This window comes from Acinetobacter sp. YH18001, from assembly GCF_013416975.1.
GTDB classification, from domain to species: Bacteria; Pseudomonadota; Gammaproteobacteria; order Pseudomonadales; family Moraxellaceae; genus Acinetobacter; species Acinetobacter pseudolwoffii.
Genome location: NZ_VPEU01000032.1, coordinates 11,834 through 31,035, shown reverse-complemented (window position 1 = coordinate 31,035; position 19,202 = coordinate 11,834). Strand labels below are relative to the sequence as shown.

General features: G+C 43.8%; 17 protein-coding genes. 8 read left to right on the top strand and 9 right to left on the bottom strand.

The window, feature by feature from the left end; genetic code table 11:
* The 5 genes from FTV48_RS10565 to FTV48_RS10545 all read right to left on the bottom strand — a co-directional run.
* Positions 1 to 575, bottom strand: a 575-nt coding sequence (locus FTV48_RS10565; protein ID WP_180000262.1) for a metallophosphoesterase, incomplete at its 3' end; no start/stop codon positions are given.
* 150 nt (positions 576 to 725) lie between these two features.
* Complete coding sequence (locus FTV48_RS10560; RefSeq protein WP_180000260.1) at positions 726 to 1,262, bottom strand: gamma carbonic anhydrase family protein; 537 nt, start codon at positions 1,260 to 1,262, stop codon at positions 726 to 728.
* Between the two features lie 111 nt (positions 1,263 to 1,373).
* Complete coding sequence (gene dacC, locus FTV48_RS10555; protein WP_005096478.1) at positions 1,374 to 2,522, bottom strand: D-alanyl-D-alanine carboxypeptidase PBP5/6; 1,149 nt, start codon at positions 2,520 to 2,522, stop codon at positions 1,374 to 1,376.
* A 128-nt stretch (positions 2,523 to 2,650) separates the two neighbouring features.
* The gene (locus FTV48_RS10550; RefSeq protein WP_180000259.1) at positions 2,651 to 3,031 is read right to left on the bottom strand and encodes an MCR_0457 family protein; all 381 of its coding nucleotides are present in this window, start codon (positions 3,029 to 3,031) and stop codon (positions 2,651 to 2,653) included.
* A 162-nt stretch (positions 3,032 to 3,193) separates the two neighbouring features.
* A complete protein-coding gene (locus FTV48_RS10545; protein ID WP_005096482.1) occupies positions 3,194 to 3,565 on the bottom strand; it encodes an MCR_0457 family protein in 372 nt (123 codons plus the stop codon).
* Between the two features lie 111 nt (positions 3,566 to 3,676).
* Here FTV48_RS10545 and surE point away from each other — a divergent pair, with 111 nt between their 5' ends.
* The 3 genes from surE to FTV48_RS10530 all read left to right on the top strand — a co-directional run bounded on the left by surE (position 3,677) and on the right by FTV48_RS10530 (position 6,412).
* Positions 3,677 to 4,465, top strand: a complete 789-nt coding sequence (gene surE, locus FTV48_RS10540; protein WP_180000258.1) for a 5'/3'-nucleotidase SurE — start codon at positions 3,677 to 3,679, stop codon at positions 4,463 to 4,465.
* A gap of 95 nt (positions 4,466 to 4,560) precedes the next feature.
* Positions 4,561 to 5,391, top strand: a complete 831-nt coding sequence (locus FTV48_RS10535; protein ID WP_005171673.1) for a peptidoglycan DD-metalloendopeptidase family protein — start codon at positions 4,561 to 4,563, stop codon at positions 5,389 to 5,391.
* A gap of 91 nt (positions 5,392 to 5,482) precedes the next feature.
* On the top strand, positions 5,483 to 6,412 hold the full coding sequence (locus tag FTV48_RS10530) for a LysR family transcriptional regulator (RefSeq protein ID WP_005096486.1): 930 nt from the start codon (positions 5,483 to 5,485) through the stop codon (positions 6,410 to 6,412).
* Between the two features lie 57 nt (positions 6,413 to 6,469).
* Here FTV48_RS10530 and FTV48_RS10525 read toward each other — a convergent pair whose 3' ends face one another.
* Complete coding sequence (locus FTV48_RS10525) at positions 6,470 to 7,681, bottom strand: aspartate aminotransferase family protein (protein WP_005096487.1); 1,212 nt, start codon at positions 7,679 to 7,681, stop codon at positions 6,470 to 6,472.
* Between the two features lie 160 nt (positions 7,682 to 7,841).
* Between FTV48_RS10525 and grxD the strand changes: the two genes are divergently transcribed.
* Entirely contained in the window at positions 7,842 to 8,183 is a 342-nt protein-coding gene (grxD, locus tag FTV48_RS10520) for a Grx4 family monothiol glutaredoxin (protein WP_004279738.1), read from the top strand.
* Positions 8,184 to 8,277: 94 nt separating this feature from the next.
* Here the strand turns inward: grxD and FTV48_RS10515 are convergent, their stop codons facing one another.
* On the bottom strand, positions 8,278 to 10,905 hold the full coding sequence (locus FTV48_RS10515; protein ID WP_100535433.1) for a Lon protease family protein: 2,628 nt from the start codon (positions 10,903 to 10,905) through the stop codon (positions 8,278 to 8,280).
* 197 nt (positions 10,906 to 11,102) lie between these two features.
* On the opposite strand from FTV48_RS10515, the gene FTV48_RS10510 reads away from it, so the two are divergent.
* From FTV48_RS10510 to rpmE, 4 genes are all read left to right on the top strand, one after another.
* Positions 11,103 to 13,268, top strand: coding sequence for an MFS transporter (locus FTV48_RS10510; protein ID WP_180000256.1), 2,166 nt, complete (start codon positions 11,103 to 11,105; stop codon positions 13,266 to 13,268).
* Position 13,269: 1 nt separating this feature from the next.
* Positions 13,270 to 13,671: a lactoylglutathione lyase gene (gene gloA, locus FTV48_RS10505; protein ID WP_005096493.1), complete on the top strand. Its 402-nt coding sequence runs from the start codon at positions 13,270 to 13,272 to the stop codon at positions 13,669 to 13,671.
* Positions 13,672 to 13,816: 145 nt separating this feature from the next.
* Positions 13,817 to 14,797, top strand: a complete 981-nt coding sequence (locus FTV48_RS10500; RefSeq protein ID WP_100329814.1) for a bile acid:sodium symporter family protein — start codon at positions 13,817 to 13,819, stop codon at positions 14,795 to 14,797.
* Between the two features lie 195 nt (positions 14,798 to 14,992).
* Positions 14,993 to 15,217: a 50S ribosomal protein L31 gene (gene rpmE / locus FTV48_RS10495; RefSeq protein WP_005096496.1), complete on the top strand. Its 225-nt coding sequence runs from the start codon at positions 14,993 to 14,995 to the stop codon at positions 15,215 to 15,217.
* Positions 15,218 to 15,302: 85 nt separating this feature from the next.
* Here rpmE and FTV48_RS10490 read toward each other — a convergent pair whose 3' ends face one another.
* Together FTV48_RS10490 and FTV48_RS10485 are read right to left on the bottom strand one after the other, a co-directional pair.
* Positions 15,303 to 17,468, bottom strand: a complete 2,166-nt coding sequence (locus FTV48_RS10490; protein ID WP_180000253.1) for an EAL domain-containing protein — start codon at positions 17,466 to 17,468, stop codon at positions 15,303 to 15,305.
* Positions 17,450 to 19,195 carry a GTPase gene (locus tag FTV48_RS10485; protein ID WP_180000251.1) on the bottom strand — a complete coding sequence of 582 codons (1,746 nt, stop codon included), beginning with the start codon at positions 19,193 to 19,195 and terminating at the stop codon, positions 17,450 to 17,452. The genes FTV48_RS10490 and FTV48_RS10485 overlap by 19 nt, the downstream gene beginning before the upstream one ends.
* Positions 19,196 to 19,202: the final 7 nt, after the last annotated feature.

Below are 19,202 nucleotides of genomic sequence, written 5' to 3'. Positions count from 1 at the left end.
CTATCAGTTGTCATCACATCAACATCATAATTATCTGAATAGTTCTTTACTCTTCCACGCCCCCATAGTGCATTTGTGTAAGCTGAAACCATTCCTGAAATCCTGTAATCACCTTGCATGATATCTGCTTTAAAAGCGCCCCATTCATGAATATCAATATCTGCATGAACTACTCCTATTCGTTTATCTAGAAGTTCAAGCTCGATAACGATTGGTAAATCTTCAAAGCTTTTGATAATTTTATGCTGCTGATGTGATGACAACTGATAGAACCACTCACCACCATTTCTTTCATGTAAATGTCTAAGCTTTGAATCAAATAGACTTTTAATACACATTTCTTCGTGATTGCCACGAACGGTTCGAAACCATGGTTTTTTAATCAATGAAAAACATTCTAAATTTTCTTTGCCTTTATCAACCAGGTCACCCGTGCATATCAACAAATCTTTATCAAAGTCAAAATCGATAGCGTTGAGATGGCTCATCAGCAAGTGATAAGAACCATGCAAGTCGCCTACTACGAAGATCGATTTGAAAGATGATCCATCTATAATCTGGATATGATTTGTCATGAGGGAGCATCATCCTACTGATTAATAGCATTATGCATGAATAATATTTAAACGAGAAAAACACCCCTCACTTACTAATTATACAACCTTGATATTTGTATAATGAAGGATACATATCTCAAGTTCATATAGCACTGTATTTTGCTGTAATTAAGTATTTTTATAACTCCCCGACACCTTCACATAATTCTGCGCTGAATACGGTAAAAATGCTTTTTCTTTATCTGTCAGCGGACGCACTTTTTTCACAGGGCTGCCCACATACAAATAACCGCTTTCCAAAACCTTATTCGGTGGAACAAGCGAACCTGCACCAATCATTACATCATCTTCAACAATCACATCATCCAGAATAATCGTACCAATACCGACCAAAACACGATTGCCAATGGTACAACCATGTAGTTTGACATGATGGCCAATGGTGACATCTTCACCAATAATTAAAGGCGAACCTTCAGGCTTATCGGCTTTCTTATGGCTGACATGCAACATCGAGTGATCTTGTACATTTGAGTTTTTACCAATCCGAATATGATTCACATCACCCCGAATTACGGCAAAAGGCCATACCGAGACATTTTCAGCCAAAACCACATCGCCGACCACAATTCCCATCGGATCGACATAACAGGAAGCATCAATCTGTGGGGTCATATCTAAATAAGAACGAATATTTTGGCTCATAACGATCTGTCCGCTAAATGATGAAGGATCATGTGCATAGTATAAAATAAAAAGCACCCATCTGAATGAGTGCTTTGGTCTTAGTCCAAGACTGAAATGGTCTGTTTAGACTTAGAATAAGTTGCTAAAGAACTGTTTGATATGGTCGAGCATACGCGCGAAGAAACCCGCTTCTTCCACTGCATTCAAAGCCACAAGAGGTTTTTCTGAAATGACTTTACCATCCAGAGTCGCAACATATTTACCCACGACTTGACCCGGTTGTAATGGTGCAGTCAGTTTCGGTTGAACCACCAGCTGGGTTTTAATCGCATTGGCCTGACCTTTCGGCATGGTCACATTAAAGTTTTCAGCAAGACCGATCTGAACTTCATCTTCCTTACCAAACCAGACTTTGGCTTTAGCAAGTACCTGTTTAGCTGGTTGAACATTTTTGGTTTCGAAGTTTGCATAACCCCAAGCCAGCAATTCACGTGTCTGCGTTGCACGTTCCTGCATGGTAGGTGCACCAAAAATAACTGAAATCAAGCGAGTAGGGCCACGTTTAGACGACGTGGTCAAGCAATACCCTGCTTCATTGGTATGACCTGTTTTTAAGCCATCTACACTTGGGTCGGTATACAGCAGGGCATTACGGTTACCTTGCTTGATGCCATTAAAGGTAAATTCTTTTTCAGCATAAATCGGATAATACTTGGAACTGTCTTTAATGATGTGCTGTGCCAGCGTTGCCATATCTTTGGCAGTTGAATAATGACCTTCAGCAGGCATACCGGTTGAATTGATAAAGCTGGTATTGGTCATGCCAATACGTTTGGCTTCCTGATTCATCATATGTGCAAAGGTACCCTCGTTCCCTGCAATATGTTCAGCCATGGCCTTAGATGCATCATTACCCGATTGAATAATAATTCCGCGCAGCATTTCAAGTGCAGTGGCCGTACCGTTTAAAGGCACATACATACATGATTCCGCGCTACTACCGCGACACCATGCTGACTCATTCATGCGAACCTGTTCATCTTCAGTGAGTTCACCGCTCAATAGTTTTTGTTCGATGATGTAGCTGGTCATCATCTTGGTCATTGAAGCAGGGGCTAATTTTTCATTTTCATTTTTTGAAGCGAGAAGTTGCCCTGTCTCATAGTCCATTAGCACGTAGGATTTATTATTCAATTCTGGTGGTGCAGATAGGACAGTTGCTGCAAAGCTAAAACTAGGAACTAATAATAATGCAGCAAGGGCAGTTTTTTGGGTCATTTCTAGTGGGTTCCTATATCTTGATGTAAGCACGAAGAGCCTAGCATTTTAGGATAAAGCTAGGCGGACTTCTATGGGAAACCCGGTCTTATTTCAAAAGTATTGTAAGTAATCGGCAGAAAAGCAGGTTAATTGTTATAGGTGCTTAATTCATTACAAATCACCTGATTTTTTTTCTTGCCAGCTTTCTTGGCATCAGATTGTGCTTCAGCCAGAATACTGCGGAAATTGTTCTGTTGAACCATCTGGTTTAAGCTTGCAACCGGATTGCGCTGACCTGGCATATATTCAGTCACCAGCTTGGTATAGCCCTGATTGAACTGTGACTTGTCCTTAACCATGCTCGGGCAGATTTCTGAAAGAACATAAATCGCAGCCAGTTCCTGCTTGGTCACTTGCTGGGTTGGCGTGACATTGATATTTTCATTGGCTGCAAATGCAGATGTTCCTAAAAGAGTCACGGCAGAAGCTGCACAAAGTGTCATGGCTTGAAGTAATGGATATTTCATTAAAAAACTCAAAAAATAGATTTAGAACAATAATTTGCCTAGCTTAAACTTATTTTTGAAATTGAAAAGTGGGAAAATGTAGCGAAGCTGTAGAATTATGAAGAAATCTGTAAGAGAAAATAAGACGATGTTTACACCGTCTTATTTGAAGATTTATCTAGCTTAGCCCTGATAATCCAGAATCTCTTCGCATACGGTTTTTTGTTCGTCAGTACTGGTTTGTTTTGCACCCTGACGAGCTTCTTCCAGTAAAGATTTATATTCGCTATCTGCCTGTAGTTTTTGATAGCTCATGCCTTTATCTGAGTAGTCTGCAAGATAAGACTGGATGAGAGTCTGAATAATGCTGTCTAATTTTGCATTTTGGCCAATCATAGCCGGGCAAACCTCAGCCATGACTTGTGCCGATGCGATGTCTTCTTTCACAATGGTATTGTTTTCGTCAACAGTCAGCTCGCTCGCCATAACTGAAGGAGAAACAGATACTGCCAGGCTTAAAGCGAAAGCACTAAATAAAGAGAATTTTTTAATCATCTTGAGCCACATATTTTAAAGATGGATGTCGAGCAGTAAATATATATAATTCCAGCACTAATACAATTAAATGTCCTAACCAGTCATTTTTTAGCGCGACGAGATTTTTCAGTGAATATTTTAGTTTCAAATGATGATGGTGTGTTTGCACCGGGTATTCAGGCATTGGCACAGGCTCTAAAACCTTTGGGGAGGATTGTTATTGTAGCGCCAGAAAGTGAGCGCAGTGGTTACTCCAGTGCTTTGACTCTGGACCGACCTTTACGCCTGATTCAGATTTCTCCCGATGTCTGGGCTGTCAATGGTACTCCGGCAGATTGTGTTTATCTGGCTATGAACGGCCTGTTTGACTTTGAATTTGATCTGGTGGTCAGCGGTATTAATAGTGGTGCCAATCTGGGGGATGATGTCTTGTATTCCGGTACAGTCGGGGCAGCCTTTGAAGGTCGCTTAAGTAAACATCCTGCTATTGCGGTGTCATTGAGTGGGCCGAATGTACGCAGCTATCAACACCCTCAGGATTATCAGCTAGCTGCCAACTGGGTACATGATTTTATTGCACGCGGTTTGCCGGTTCTTCCTGAGCGTCATATTTTTAATATCAATATTCCGGATATGGCTGAATTACAGGGTGAAAAAGTGACTTATCAAGGCCGCCGCCGTCAGTCGAAGCCCATCACCAGTCATGTTGACCCACGTGGTCGTCAGGTGTACTGGATTGGACTGTCTGGAGAAGCAGTCGCAGAACCTAAGCCAGGATTTAGCGAGATTGACTCGGACTTCTTTGCTGTGGCCAATGGCTATGTCAGCATTACTCCGATTCAGATGGATGCCACCAACTATGAGGTTTTGCGGAATCTTCAAACACAATTGGCAGAAAATGCGTTCTCAGTGTTATAACTTTGTGAAAAACTCGCGATTGCAAGTATATTGCAGTAAAACTTTGCTAATCTTAACGGGATTTTGCAACCGTATAGATCTTAGAGAGGAAGATAATGTTCTTGGTGTTACCGAAATGTGTTGTTGCTTCGCCTGCAGCCCTGATTAAAACCCTAGTTTTATCAACCGTTGTTATTTCTACAGGAGTAATCACCGGTTGTGCAACCAAACCTCAAGTAAATAATGCGACGCGTTATGCGACAGCTCCTGATTTCTATACGGTACGTTCAGGAGATACATTGAGTGGGATCGCAGCACGTTATGGACTGAACTATATCAGTGTTGCCGAGATGAATGATATTGCTGCACCTTACCGGATTTATGTGGGACAGTCGATCCGCCTGAAAAATAATACCGTACGTCGCAGTACCAGCACGCAGGCAGTGACTCAGGCAGCCCCTATCCAGCGTCAAACGATTGCAGTACCAACACCGGCACCAGTTACACCAGCGACCACCGTGCAGACTACACCGCGTGTGAGCACGCCGGCGCCAATGACACCCGTCTCTACTGCCGCGGGTTTAGGTTGGGTAAAACCGTCTAATGGCCCAGTTTTGCAGCAGTATAATCTGGCATCTAATATCAAAGGCACACGCTATAACGGCAATGTCGGTGATCCGGTGTTTGCAGCAGCAGACGGGCAGGTTGTTTATGCTGCAGATGGCCTGAAAGAATATGGCAATCTGGTGTTGGTGAAGCATATTAATGGCTATATTACGGCTTATGCCCATAACAGCAAACTGGATGTAAAAAGCGGACAGAATGTAAAAGCGGGGCAAAAAATTGCAGAAATGGGTTCAACTGGTACAACGCGAACCATGCTTGAATTTCAGGTGCGCTTAGACGGTAAACCGATTAATCCAACTACAGTTTTACCAAACAATTAAATAAATAATGCAAAACGTGAATTTCGCCGTATAATACAATAAGTTGCTTTTATCAAATGATGAGGCATCTCATAAGTTTAGAGGGAAATTTATGTTAGATCAACTTCGAGCAATGGGTGTTTTTGCTTGTGTTGTAGAAAAAAACTCGTTTAGCGGTGCTGCCCGTGAATTAGGGATTACGACCAGCGCCGTGAGTCAACAAATTCGCTCATTAGAACATGATATGGAAGTGGTACTTTTAAATCGTTCAACGAGAAAGTTAAGTTTGACGGAAGCGGGACAAGCTTTTTTCTACAGTTGCCAGGAAATGCTATCTGCTGCAGAGCGCGGTAAAGTCCGAATCAATGAATTACGCGATGATCTTGTGGGTGAACTGCGCATTGTCGCTTTGCCAGAATTGTGCGCGAATCATGTGATTCCTGCACTTTCTCACTGGATGTCCGCACATCGTGGCCTGGCAGTACATCTGGAAACCAATAATCATGAGGTTGATTTGTTCGATGGGCGTATCGATATCGCCTTAAGATTTGAACAGAAAAATGATGAGCACAATCTTCAGGTGGTGCCATTGATGCAGATTGAGCAAATTCTGGTGGCGACACCGAGTTATATTAATCAGAGCACCATTATTTCACGTCCTGATGATCTTAAAAATCATGATGTGCTGCCTTTGACCCATATCAAAAATCATCAGTATTTCCAGTTTCAAAATGTCAATACTGCAGAAAAAGCCGATTTTGAATTGAAATCCCGTTTCAGTACCAATAATGGTCTGGTGGCAAAATCGATGTGCTTGCAGGGCAATGGGATTGCCAAGATTTTATATCTCGATGCGAAAAAAGACTTACTGAATGGCACTTTGGTTGAAGTTTTGCCTGAATGGCGACTTCCACCGATTACACTATATGCAGTCATGCCGAAACGTGAGCAACAACCGACAAAAATTCTTCGTTGCCTAGATACATTGAAACAATATTTTGACCAGATTTCTGGTGGGCGTATTTTACAAGCCGCATCATAAGATACAGAATATAAAAAAGCCGCTTTCAAGCGGCTTTTTTGTTTTTAAGCGCAGGGTTTAGGCCAAAAAAGCGTTGATCATTTTCACTAAACGCTCAATCAGCTGATCAGCCTGTTCCTGAGTAATGTTCAGGGTAGGCAACAGGCGAACCACATTACCGGCAGTCACATTGATGATGGTTTTGTATTCATCACGTGCAATTGCGACCAGCTCAGTACATTCTTTCGGTAATTCAATTCCGATCATCAGACCGAAACCACGCACGCTCACATTTTGATCGGCCAGTTTGTTGCGTAGCTGATCCACGATATAAGCGCCTTTTTCCGCAGCATTGGCGACGATATTTTCTTTTTGCATAATATCGAGAATGGTGTAGACCACACGTGAACCCAAAGCTGTACCACTATAAGTCGAACCATGATTACCGGCAGTTAGTACACCTACACCACGACCTTGAGTCATGACGGCACCAATCGGGAAACCATTACCCAAGCCTTTGGCTGTGGTCAGTACATCAGGAATAATGCTGGTGTGCTGATAAGCAAAATATTTGCCCGTACGGCCATTCCCGGTTTGCACTTCGTCTAGCATCATCAACCAGTTGTGCTGGTTACAGATTTGACGAATCTCTTCGAGATAGCTGAAACCTTGAGGTGCGGTATTTACACCACCTTCACCCTGAATGGGCTCAACTAAAATGGCTACGATATCCGGATGATGAAGCGCTGCCTCTTCAATCGCTTCGAGATCACCAAAAGGTACACGAATAAAACCTTCGACCAGCGGGCCAAAGCCTTCCTGAACTTTTTTATTGCCTGTTGCAGAAAGGGTGGCCATGGTACGGCCATGGAAAGAACGATCCGCCACAATAATTTTGGGTGAAGAAATGCCTTGCATATGACCGAATTTACGTGCAATTTTGATTGCACCTTCATTTGATTCTGCGCCACTGTTGGAGAAGAATACTTCTTCCATACCCGCGACTTCGGCCAGTTTTTGTGCTGCCGCAGTTTGCCAAGGCACTTCAAACAGGTTGCTGGTATGAATCAAGGTCGCAGCCTGATCAGCAATTGCTTCGGCAATGACTGGATGCGCATGACCCAGACCACATACTGCAATTCCGGTTAATGCATCTAAATACTCTGTACCATCTTCGGTATAAAGATATGCACCTCGTCCTCGGACAAAGCTGATCGGTTGACGGCCAAATACAGGCATCAAGTGAGAAGGTTGATCAGTTTGTACCGGTGCGAGGGTAATATTATTCATGACTAACTCTTAACTGTTAGGTGGAAAGAAAAACTTATATAAGCAAAAACCCGCTCAGATTTAAAGGGTAATTGTAAATAAAATTGGAATTATTGCTTTAGACATACTGTTTTGTCTGGATTTGGGTATAATGCCAGACAGATGAGTTGAGGATTTATCAATGACTGAACAAGCACGCGATACCGAAGCGTTAATTCGTGACCAAATTGCTAAACATGCAGTACTTCTTTATATGAAAGGCACACCGCAATTTCCACAATGTGGTTTTTCTGCACGTGCAGTAGAAGCACTCAGTCAGATTGGTCGTCCGTTTGCTTATGTAAACATTCTGGAAAATCAGGACATTCGTGCGATGTTACCACAAATCGCCAACTGGCCGACATTTCCACAGCTTTGGATCAATGGTGAGTTGATCGGTGGGAGCGATATCATGCTCGACATGTTCCAAAAAGGTGAATTAAAGCCTTTGGTTGAACAGTACAGCCCGGCAGCTGATGCTTAATTAAATTAAGATTTAAATCAAGCCAGATGTTAAAAAAGCGCTTCATTGAGAAGCGCTTTTTTATTGCTATTTTAAAGATAGAGCAACGACCGGATTAATCTTCTGTTGCTGCATTTGGCTTTTGAGCTATTGCATGACCTGCTTCAAGTTCAGTGTGTGGCTCAACAATTTGCTTCTTGTCTTTTTTCTTCTTCTTTTTTTTCTTTTTCTTCGGTAATTCGACCAGCTCACCACCATCTTCAATCGCTTGCCAGTAATCCAGCTGTGCCATCACCGCGGCATAGATTGAATTTTTGCTATAGCGACCTTTTTTATCCAAGGTGCCGACCGGACGCGCCATCAGGATTTCCAGCGCCTGATCAATGGTATCAATCGCATGAATATGGAACTGACCTTCTTCGACAGCAATGGTGACATCTTTACGCAGCATCAGATGCTGCATATTCTGACGTGGAATAATCACGCCTTGTTTGCCGGTCAGACCTTGCAGCTTGCAGGCATCAAAGAAACCTTCAATTTTGGCATTGACACCGCCCACTGGCTGTACTTGTCCCAACTGGTTCATGGAGCCGGTAATGGCCCAGGATTGATCAATCGGTAACTGGCTAATCGCCGAGAGCAGGGCAGACAGTTCCGCGACTGTGGCACTGTCACCATCGACCTGACCATAGCTTTGTTCAAAGGCCAGCGCCGCAGAGAAGTGCAGGGTCTGTTCACGACCAAAATGTGCTTTCAGGAAAGACGACATCAATAACACGCCTTTGGCATGCAAGGAGCCACCGAGTTCCACACTGCGCTCAATGTCGAGAATGTCACCACCCCCTTGATACACCGAAGCAGTCAGACGTGAAGGAAGGCCAAATTCGACATCGGCATAATGAATTACCGACAAAGCATTAATCTGTCCCAGACGATGGCCACGGGTTTCGATTAGCTGTGTACCACGGGTCAGATCCTGCCAGTACAACTCACGTAAATAGCCTAAGCGATATTTGCGATGATCGAGTGCGGTATTGATATGTTTTTCCGAGACCATCTTGTCACCGGCCTGAAAGGCATGATGATGCGCTTCACGAATCAGGTCACCCAAGGTCAGGGCATGTAATGATAATGAACTTTGGTCTTCGGCCTGACGGCTGGAATCTGTGAGCAGTGCAGCCAAAGCAGAACGGTCAAAAGGCAATAATTTATCCGATTGCACATAGTCGGCAATCAGCTGCATATAGGCCTGCTCGTTGTCGTCATTACGTTGTAATGTATCGGTAAAATCAGCACGGATTTTAAAGATGCTGCCCAGCTCCGGTTCAAGCTCTAGAATTTCATAATAAATTTCAGGCTCGGCCAGCAAGATCACTTTAATGTTCAATGGAATCGATGCGGGTTCAATTGAAATACTGCCGGTCAGCGTGATCATATGCTCAAGTGAAGACAGTTTTAAATGCCCGGATTTAAGCGCACGCTTCAAACCTTGCCATGCATAAGGCTGTTCCAGTAATTGTTCCGCTTCCAGCATCAGAAAGCCGCCATTGGCTTTATGCAACGTTCCGGGACGAATCAGGGTGAAGTCCGTGGTGATCGTGCCATTTTGGGTTAGCTGTTCCACATGACCAAGTAAATTGTAATGTGTTGGAAAATCTTCAAAGATGACTGGCGCACCGCTATTCGGCTTGTGGGTAATAATCACGTTGGCCTGATAACGTGCCGGTACGCGGCTGAATAGTGCCGGGGTGAAATCATCTTCTTCCTGTTCCAGCACGATTTCGACATTATTGATAATATCTTCGGCATAATATTTTAGATAATGTTCCAAGCCTTGCACATGTTTGAACTTGGATAAAATCTGTTCTACACGTGGCACCACCACCTGTTTGGCAATATCACGATTCAGAATCTGAACTCGGTCGCGTGCATCATCTTCCAGATCACCCAGATGCAAACCCAGACGCTCCAGTTTTTTGTCCATATAGCGCATATTGGTCGCCAATTCGGCCCGATCCTGATTGCTCAGCGCATTCAGATCTTCCTGAGTCATTTCCTGTAATTTGTCATCAATCAGATGTACGGGAACAAAGCAGTGTTCATCGTGTCGCGAGATCAGTTTCAGATCGAGTTCTGCACCTTCTTTGGTGAGTTCAATCAGCGCCTGTTGCTGTTCATCGCCAGTTTCCTGGCGAATCATTTCAATGCGGTTGTGATAGGTTTCCGCAGTAAAACGGCGTTCGAGCTGTTTCAGAATGGTTTGCCAGCTTTGATTTAGCATGGCCTGAAATTTTGGACCTTGACCTGCGGGAAACTCCAATGCTATTGGCTGGCGCTGGTTTTGAAAGTTGTTGACGTAGACCCAGTCGTTTGGGGTTTCCATGGTTTTGGCATGCTGTTGCAGCAGGCGCTTCACCATGGTGCGTTTGCCCAAGCCAGCCGTACCCACGGCAAAAATATTATAGCCTGAATAAGGTAAGGCAATCCCTGCCTCGACCGAAGCCCGTGCGCGGTCTTGTCCCAAGAAATTATTCAGGGGCTTGATCCGTTTGGTCGACGCCGGAATTTTTTCTAGGTTTGGAATGTGCGTTAGTTGGGTGGATTTTAAGCGGGTATGCTCAAGGGTGTTGTGAATTTCGCTTTGTTCAAATGCCGAGATAAGTAAATCTGAGCGGATATTTTCTGGTGTTGTCGTATTGTTGCTGGCGATAGAAGAATTAATTTGATCGAGTCTCTGGGTCACTGTTGAAATCCAAAACGAAATATTACGTTGATAAGCGTTAAGGTATACAGATTTGCTTGGAAAATTCAAGCGAACATGTGGCTTTTGCCAGAAAATAAAAAATCGGAAATGTGATAAATATATAAATCTTGTTGAAAGATGCGCTATTACAGGATTGAATAGCAGCAATTGGTTTTTCCGCGGAAAATAATAAAGCAATGACAACACAAACGACGGGTTGGAAATCCGCATTTACAGCATTTTTAGATCGACGTGCCTTGATCATGCTGTTCTTGGGATTTTCGGCCGGTGTCCCGATTCTTCTGATTTTTTCCAGTCTGTCTTTATGGTTAGGTGAGGCCGGAATCAGCAAAAGTGCAGTCACTTTTTTTAGCTGGGCAGCATTGGGCTACTCGTTTAAATTCGTCTGGGCGCCGCTCATTGATGAACTGCCAGTGCCTTTTTTGACCAAGGCTCTGGGACGCCGTCGAGCCTGGTTGCTGATTGCACAGATTCTGATTGTCTGCGCCATTTCCATTATGGCTTTTTCTGATCCGGCTTTGGGCGTAACTCATTTACAGCAAATGGCGCTGGGTGCAGTCCTGTTAGGCTTTTCTGCTGCAACGCAGGATATTGTGATTGATGCCTACCGGATTGAACTGGCGGAAACCCAGATGCAGACCGTCTTGGCCGCGACCTATAATGCCGGTTATCGGATCGGAATGATCGTGGCGGGTGCTGGCGCCTTGTTTCTGGCCGCTTATTTGGGCACAGCCAAAGGCAACTATATCTATGATGCCTGGAAATGGACCTATCTGGCCATGGCCGCGGTAATGCTGGTCGGAATTGTCACCACGCTTTGCATTCGGGAACCGCAGGTTGACCGTGTGCCTAAACATTATCTGCGCAGTGATTATTTCCGTTTAGTCGCAGTGTTTTTTGTCGCAGTGATCAGCTTTGTACTGAGCTATATCTATTCAGGCAATCTGGTCGCCAGTATTACCGAACAGTTCACCATTCAAGATACTTTTGCCTTGTTCTGCTTTGAAGCCTTACGCTTTATTGGTTCTGGTGCGATTGCCTTTGCCATTGGTGCAAGCTTGGTGAAAATGGGTGCAGTCAACAAGCAGATGGCCTATGAAACCTGGGTTAATCCGGTTGCAGACTTCTTTAGGCGCTATGGCTTAAAACTGGCATTGGTGCTGTTGTTATTGATCGGTTTTTATCGGGTTTCCGATATCATCGCCGGGGTCATTTCCAACGTCTTCTATCAGGACCTGAATTTCAGTAAAGAGCAGATTGCCGAAGCGGTCAAAGTCTATGGGGTGATTTTCTCTTTAATTGGTGGTTTTCTCGGTGGTTTACTGGCCCAGAAAATGAACATCATGAAACTGATGTTTGTCGGTGCCGTGCTGGCCTGTTCCACCAACCTGATTTTTATTGGACTGGTCAAATCTGGTGAAAAACTGGCAGCTGTCGAAGTTAGGGTCGCTAATCAGGTTTATCAGGCCGATACCGATGAAGTCGGTTACTGGAAGCTGAATGTACCCAGTGATGTTTTAGCGCAGAGTAAGCAACTGCAAGTGACAGCCAGCTATCTAAATTCAGATCATGCTACTCAGCCTGTACAGGTCAGCATGCCGTATTTGACTGCACAACAGGGCAGCACCCAGTTACAGATTCTGCCGATCACCAGTGACAATACCCTCAATGTCGCTGAACAGGACAAGACCATTGTGGTACGTGGTCAATATGTCGGTGCAGCGCTGCAACCGATTCAAAAGATTGTTTTACAAATCAATGATCAGAATCTTGAGGCAAAATTAGAAAGTGAAGGCGTATTTACTGCCGCGATTCCTGCGCAGCAACTGATTCAGTCACCCGCACATATTGTCAGTGCAGTCTTGATGCAAGATGGCCAGGCGCTTCAGCAAACCACACATGTTTATCAGGTCAATGATCAGCTCATCCCTGGCCAGAATCTGGATGTTGATATTCAGCCTTTGGCGGTGATAGATGGCAGTAGCTCCGACATGATCGAAGTCAGTGGTAAGGTCATCAAACCTTATAGCGACAAGTGGCTTTATTTTGCCATTATTGTCGATAATCTGGCTGCCGGACTTGCGGGTGCTGCGTTTATTGCATTCTTGTCGAGCCTGACCAGTGTGTCATTTACCGCGGTTCAATATGCGATTTTTAGCTCACTCATGACCCTGACTCCCAAGATTTTAGGCGGATATTCGGGTACTATAGTGACCAATATTGGTTATCCGAAATTCTTCCTGATGACCACGTTAATTGGGATTCCGATCCTGATTCTGGTGGTTTGGGTAGCAAAACTGCTCGGTGAACACCAACAACAATCTGTACAGAAGGATGATTAATATGCGCATGCTGCATACCATGTTACGTGTAGGCAATTTAGAACAATCGCTCAAGTTCTATACTGAAGTACTTGGCATGACTTTGCTTCGTAAACGTGATTACGAAGAGGGCCGTTTTACCCTGGCTTTTGTCGGTTATGGCGATGAAGAAAATCACACCGTACTTGAATTGACGCATAACTGGGATACAGACAGCTATGAGCTGGGCAATGCCTATGGTCATATCGCGATTGCAGTCGATGATGCTTATAAGGCATGTGAAGAGATCAAGGCACGTGGTGGTAATGTCGTGCGTGAAGCTGGTCCAATGAAAGGCGGTGTGACTGTCATTGCATTTGTAGAAGACCCAGATGGCTATAAAATCGAGCTGATCCAGCAAGATCAGGATGCACGTAATAACTAAGTGGGATGTAGCGTGATAGATGAAATGTATTCACGTATAGATGAAAATATTACATCAGCCTGAGTGCATAGCATGGGCCCGGCATCTGTTAAGATAGCCGGGCATTTTTTTATCGAACAATAAAACTTTAAGGGAAGAACAGCAGATGCTTAAATTGTTGGCATTGGACCGCTTTACGATATTGCTATTTGTCATGGTGCTGTTGGCCAGTGTAGTGCCTGTCTCCGGACAGGCCGCTGAAGTTTTTGGCTGGATCACGACAGGCGCGATTGCCATTCTATTTTTCCTACACGGTGCCAAGCTGTCCCGCGAAGCGGTGGTGGAGGGGATCATGCACTGGAAATTACATACTTTGGTCTTTGCACTGACTTTTGCCTTGTTTCCTATTCTAGGTTTGCTGGCCAAGCCGATTTTATTGCCAATGCTCGGGCAGGAGCTGTACTGGGGCTTCCTGTTTATGTGCTTCCTGCCATCCACCGTTCAGTCTTCGATTGCTTTTACTTCCGTCGCACATGGGAATGTGGCCGGTGCTGTCTGTAGTGCTTCTTTTTCCAATATTATCGGCATGTTTATCACCCCGGTATTGGTCGCATTTTTCATTTTAGGTCAATCTGAGCACGGGTTTGACCCAACCGCTTCGATTATCCAGATTACGCTGTTGTTATTGGTACCTTTTATCTTGGGGCAAATTTTACGTCCCTGGATTTATCCAAAAATGATGAAAATGCCAAAAATCGTCAAGGTCTTTGATCAAGGCTCAATTTTACTGGTGGTCTATGGTGCTTTTAGTAGCGCCGTAGTAGCGGGACTTTGGAATGAAGTCAGTCTCAGTACATTATTGCTGTTATTGCTAGCCTGTTCGGTGCTTTTGACCCTGGTGATGCTGTTGTCGCTGTATATCCCACGCTGGCTGGGTTTTAGTCGCGCTGACCAGAAAACGGTATTTTTCTGCGGTTCTAAAAAAACCCTGGCCAGTGGCGTGCCGATGGCACAAATTCTATTTATTGGCCAGCCACTGGGCATGATTGTCTTGCCGATCATGATTTTTCATCAGATTCAATTGATGGTTTGCGGGATTATTGCCAATGTGTGGGCCAAAGAGGCTGAGTTAGAAGCAGAAGAATAATTCGCATATTAAATTCATTTCACGTATAATAATGCCCACTTGTTGTGCTTAGCTCTGACGGTATCCGTCTCGGTGGGCCAAAAGAATGGTCTGTTGTGGTGTTGATCTGCATGAACTTTGTTCCTGCTTCCTCATTTGAGAGTGATCAATAGCGATGACAGCTAAACCTTCTTGAATCTAATGGAGTAATCGACCATGCGCGCCGATATTCACCCAAAATATGAAACTTTAGTTGCGACTTGTTCATGTGGTAACGTAATCGAAACTCGTTCAGCTGCTGGTAAAGAAACACTTTACCTAGACGTATGTTCAGCTTGCCACCCATTCTACACTGGTAAGCAAAAGAACGTTGACACTGGCGGTCGTATCGACAAGTTCAAACAACGTTTTGCTGGTATGTCACGTTCTGTTAAACGTTAATACCCAAAATAAAAGAAACGGGTCTCAAGCCCGTTTTTTTGTGCCTGCCATTTGGAAAGTAACCGCATGGCAGGCATATAACTATTTAATGCTCTTGTACATCAATCAGGTGATCGAGTTTTTTCTGGAAATAATCCCCTTGAATAAAGCGGGCATCAACATTCCAGGCATTGGCGAACAGGGTCATATCATTTAATTCGCGGACCAGAATATTCAGCGGTTTGATATCATTATAGCTGGTGATTTTTTCTTGCAGCTGCTCGACTTCAGTCTCGTTATTCAGCATCTGGGTCAAGCTGGAATGCAAGCTGACACCATCTATTTCCAGCTCACGCAGTAAATTCGGACTATACATCGATTGACCAAAATCACGCAGCGCAATCAGCGCGCCATGTTCATGCAGAACACGTAGATATTTCTGTGCATCCTGTTGATTCAGCAGAATATCTTCTTCTGAGAATTGCAGGATCAGCGGATGTCGGACTTTGCTACGAATAATCGTAATCAGCTTGGAAATAAATTCCGGGAAGCTACGGTCTTTAAAGAGTACCGCACGGTTCAAATTCACGATTAAGGTCGCATCCGGATACTGGGTAATAAAATTGTGCAACTGTTTACTGGCTTCAACCAGAATCCAGCGATCCAGTTTAATTGACAGCTCATCATCTTCATGCAGTTCAAGCAGTGTAGAAATATCCTGCCATTTATTCTCATAAATGAAGCCGCTGGTCACTTCATAAGTATAAAGACGGGTATCTTCTTTATCATACAACTGCTGATATTTTAAATGGATTTCACCACGATCCAGACATTCACTCAAAGCTTTCAGGATATGAGGTGTCGCCGCAGGAATAGAGCTGACTGCTGGACTGATCGCCGTAACTGTTGGGCTTTCGATTGGTGTTTCAGCCACACTAAAATCGATCTGCGGCATTTCTAGAGATGGCTGGTTGCTCAGTGAAGCAGGAATATCCAGTACAAATTCAGGTGCTACTTCTGCTTGAGGTAAAGATGTAGAGAAGGCTCGTGCAATCAGTTCATTGCAGTGCGCTTCATCATTTAAACCCTGTTCCAGAACCACATAACCCATGCGTAAATTGAGCGGGAACGAATTTTGTCCCACTGTCACTAATTGCGGCTTGCTGAGCGCATTTAATCCGATCAGTTTGGATTCAAGAATTGCTTTGGAATCTGCCTGGAACAGACCGACAAGGACGTCATATTCCAGCTTAAATAATGGAACATGGGTTTGTTCTTTGAGGAATTCTTTAACAGCTTTGAAATATCCACTAAACGTCGTCCACTCAGACTGTAGAACTTCTGGTTCATAGGAACTTAAAGAGAAAGTTACCATGGCATTTACAGGTGCGGACTGTTTGGTTATTTCACGTTTAAGGAGCTGGAAAGTACTCGGTTTTCCGGCCGGCTTCTCGGTATTGCCTGCTTGAGCCTGAGTATCAATAGTAATTTGTAGTGCATCTTCTTCAGCGCTGGATGGCAAGAATTCCAGTTTTAATGGCTTAGATGCGGCGACACGCGGATTAAGAGAGTGGATTTCAACCCGGCCTAAATCGACCTGGCCTTGAGAAATCTTTTTGAAACGTGTTTTAAAGTCGTTTAGATCAGAAGGTTGTAATAGATCTAGCAGCGGCAGGCCAATAATCTCGTCTTCACTTTGTAAGCCAAACAGTTTCAGATAGTCTGCATTGGCCTGAATATGAATCCCTTCTTGAATGGTTGCGATGGCACGATTACTATCTTCGACTAAGGATTGTGTCTGACTTTGTGCTGCTTCCAGTTCATTGAGCAAATGTTGCTGAGTCTGCGATATACGGCTAAATGACAATGCCCGAATCAATCCCACATAAAAGCGTTCCAGGTAGTCAAAATTGAGAATGTCATAAATTCCTTTATGAATATACTGGGCATAGTGTTCAGCCTGATAGTCATCCGGTTTAAGCAAAATCATCGGCAGATGAGGCTGCTGGGAAAGACGCACCAGACTTAAGGCCTGTTCATATTTCAGATCATAAGCACGGCCAAAGATAATCAGATCCCAGTTAAAATTTAACTGTTTTTCAAAAGATTGCAAATCATCAAGCAGGACAGCATCAACCTGATAGTCATTGCTGGTCAGAAGATCACGGATTTGGTTATATCTAATTTGATTATCATCAATAATCAGTAAACGTGTTTCGGTACGTTTTAACTTTTTAGACAATAATGGATTTCTCACTTCAATGCTTCCCATAAATCATGATTTCTGCTTTCATTCATGTGCTGACCGATAAAGTTTTCTATCATTTCTTCTTCTTGATCATTCAATAATTCATAATCAAAACGGATAAAACTCTGCGTAATCAGTTGTGCTTTGGTCAGATAGATTTTTAATTCTTTCTGACCGAGGCGTAAATGAATGGTTTGTTTTTCCCTAAACATCTGTGAACCAGAGACAATCACACTGGTCGTGACCTGATCCAGTTGCGTCATTTTTACCAGCAGTGCAGGCTGATAATTGACATGATGGCGTTCGGTACGGCTATAAGCCGCGCAAGGGAATAATTCCTGAGCCAGAACTTCCAGACCAATTTCCAGACTCTTGTCGGTCGATTGCTTGATCCAGCGAATCACACCACCACGCCACTGACGCTGTGATTTTTCCTGAACCAGAATAAATTCACCGGTTTTCAGATTGGCAGGGGTAATACCAGTCCATTTAATCCGGTAACCATTGACACTAATATCCAGAACTTCAGCACTATGAATCTGTTTGGTTTCGCGATCGAGGGCCTTGATGCTGCTAAAACCACTTGGAATGGCATTTTCCATTGAGCTGACAAAACTGCTTTCACTCTGGAAATTATAATTGGCCTCAAGTTCCAGGGTCTCGTTAAAGTTTTTACCTTTGGATAGATAAAAATGTGCCACCGTCAAGCCAAAGCAGATATTGATCTGGGCTGAATATTCATAACGTTCGTGACGGCGTTCGATATTATTCGAGAGCAGATTATAGATATGAAAATGTAGTGCAGGGGTCAGGAACAGTTTTTCATTACGCGACAGATACTGGGCATTTTTGCTTTGAGTATGGGTCAAATGTTCCATCAGATTCTGGGTGGAAATATAGAAGCTTGGCTGAAAATTTTCACCCTGATGCGAATTAAAGATCGGGGGGTGATCTTTGCTGGCATCCACCACATAGCGGGACAGTGTGGTTTCTTTCGGTAGAATCTGCACCAGTTTGGCCCAGTCAAAACTGCATAGGTACAGCCCCTGAATTTCTGCAGGGCGAATCTGATGGGTATTAAAAATATCCAGTAAAATCAGTTGAGCATAAGCATGTGCAATATTCTGGATCTCGTGCTGGGTACCTAAAACCTGATTGATATTGCTTTGGTAGAAATTATTTTCGATTGCACATTCAAGCAGTTGATGTGCAGCCAACCATTGCCCCATATCCGGTGTGCTGTATAACATATGCTGTTGATATAACAGCAGGCTGAGCTGTTGCAAAGCATAATAAATCGACACCATACGCGCGGTTTGAATGCTTTTCTTTTTACCCAGAGAAAACAGGGAAAATTTTTGATGGGTCAGTTGATGATTACAGCGTTTGACGATATCAATATAAATTTTGGCAAAATGGCTACGCAGCAGCATGGCCAGTTCAATGATTTGATCGTTACGATCCGAAGTAATCAGCCCCTGATTGACAAAATGCTTTTCCAGACTGGTCAGAACATTTTCAAGGGTCGGATGCAAGACCTGAATCAGGTCAAAGCGCAGGGTTTCTGTGCATTTCAGCTCAGAAATTTCTAATAAGGCATTAAACAGGGATTTGGATGAATTTCCCAGTTGCAAAATTGAAATACCGGAAACCCACTCTTGCAAAGCTTTGGCAGTCGTCGGGCAAAAGCTCAGCTGATCTCGTGTGAGTTCCGTCGGTGTCTGAAAAATGTCGGACGTATGCTTGCTCATCTTTATT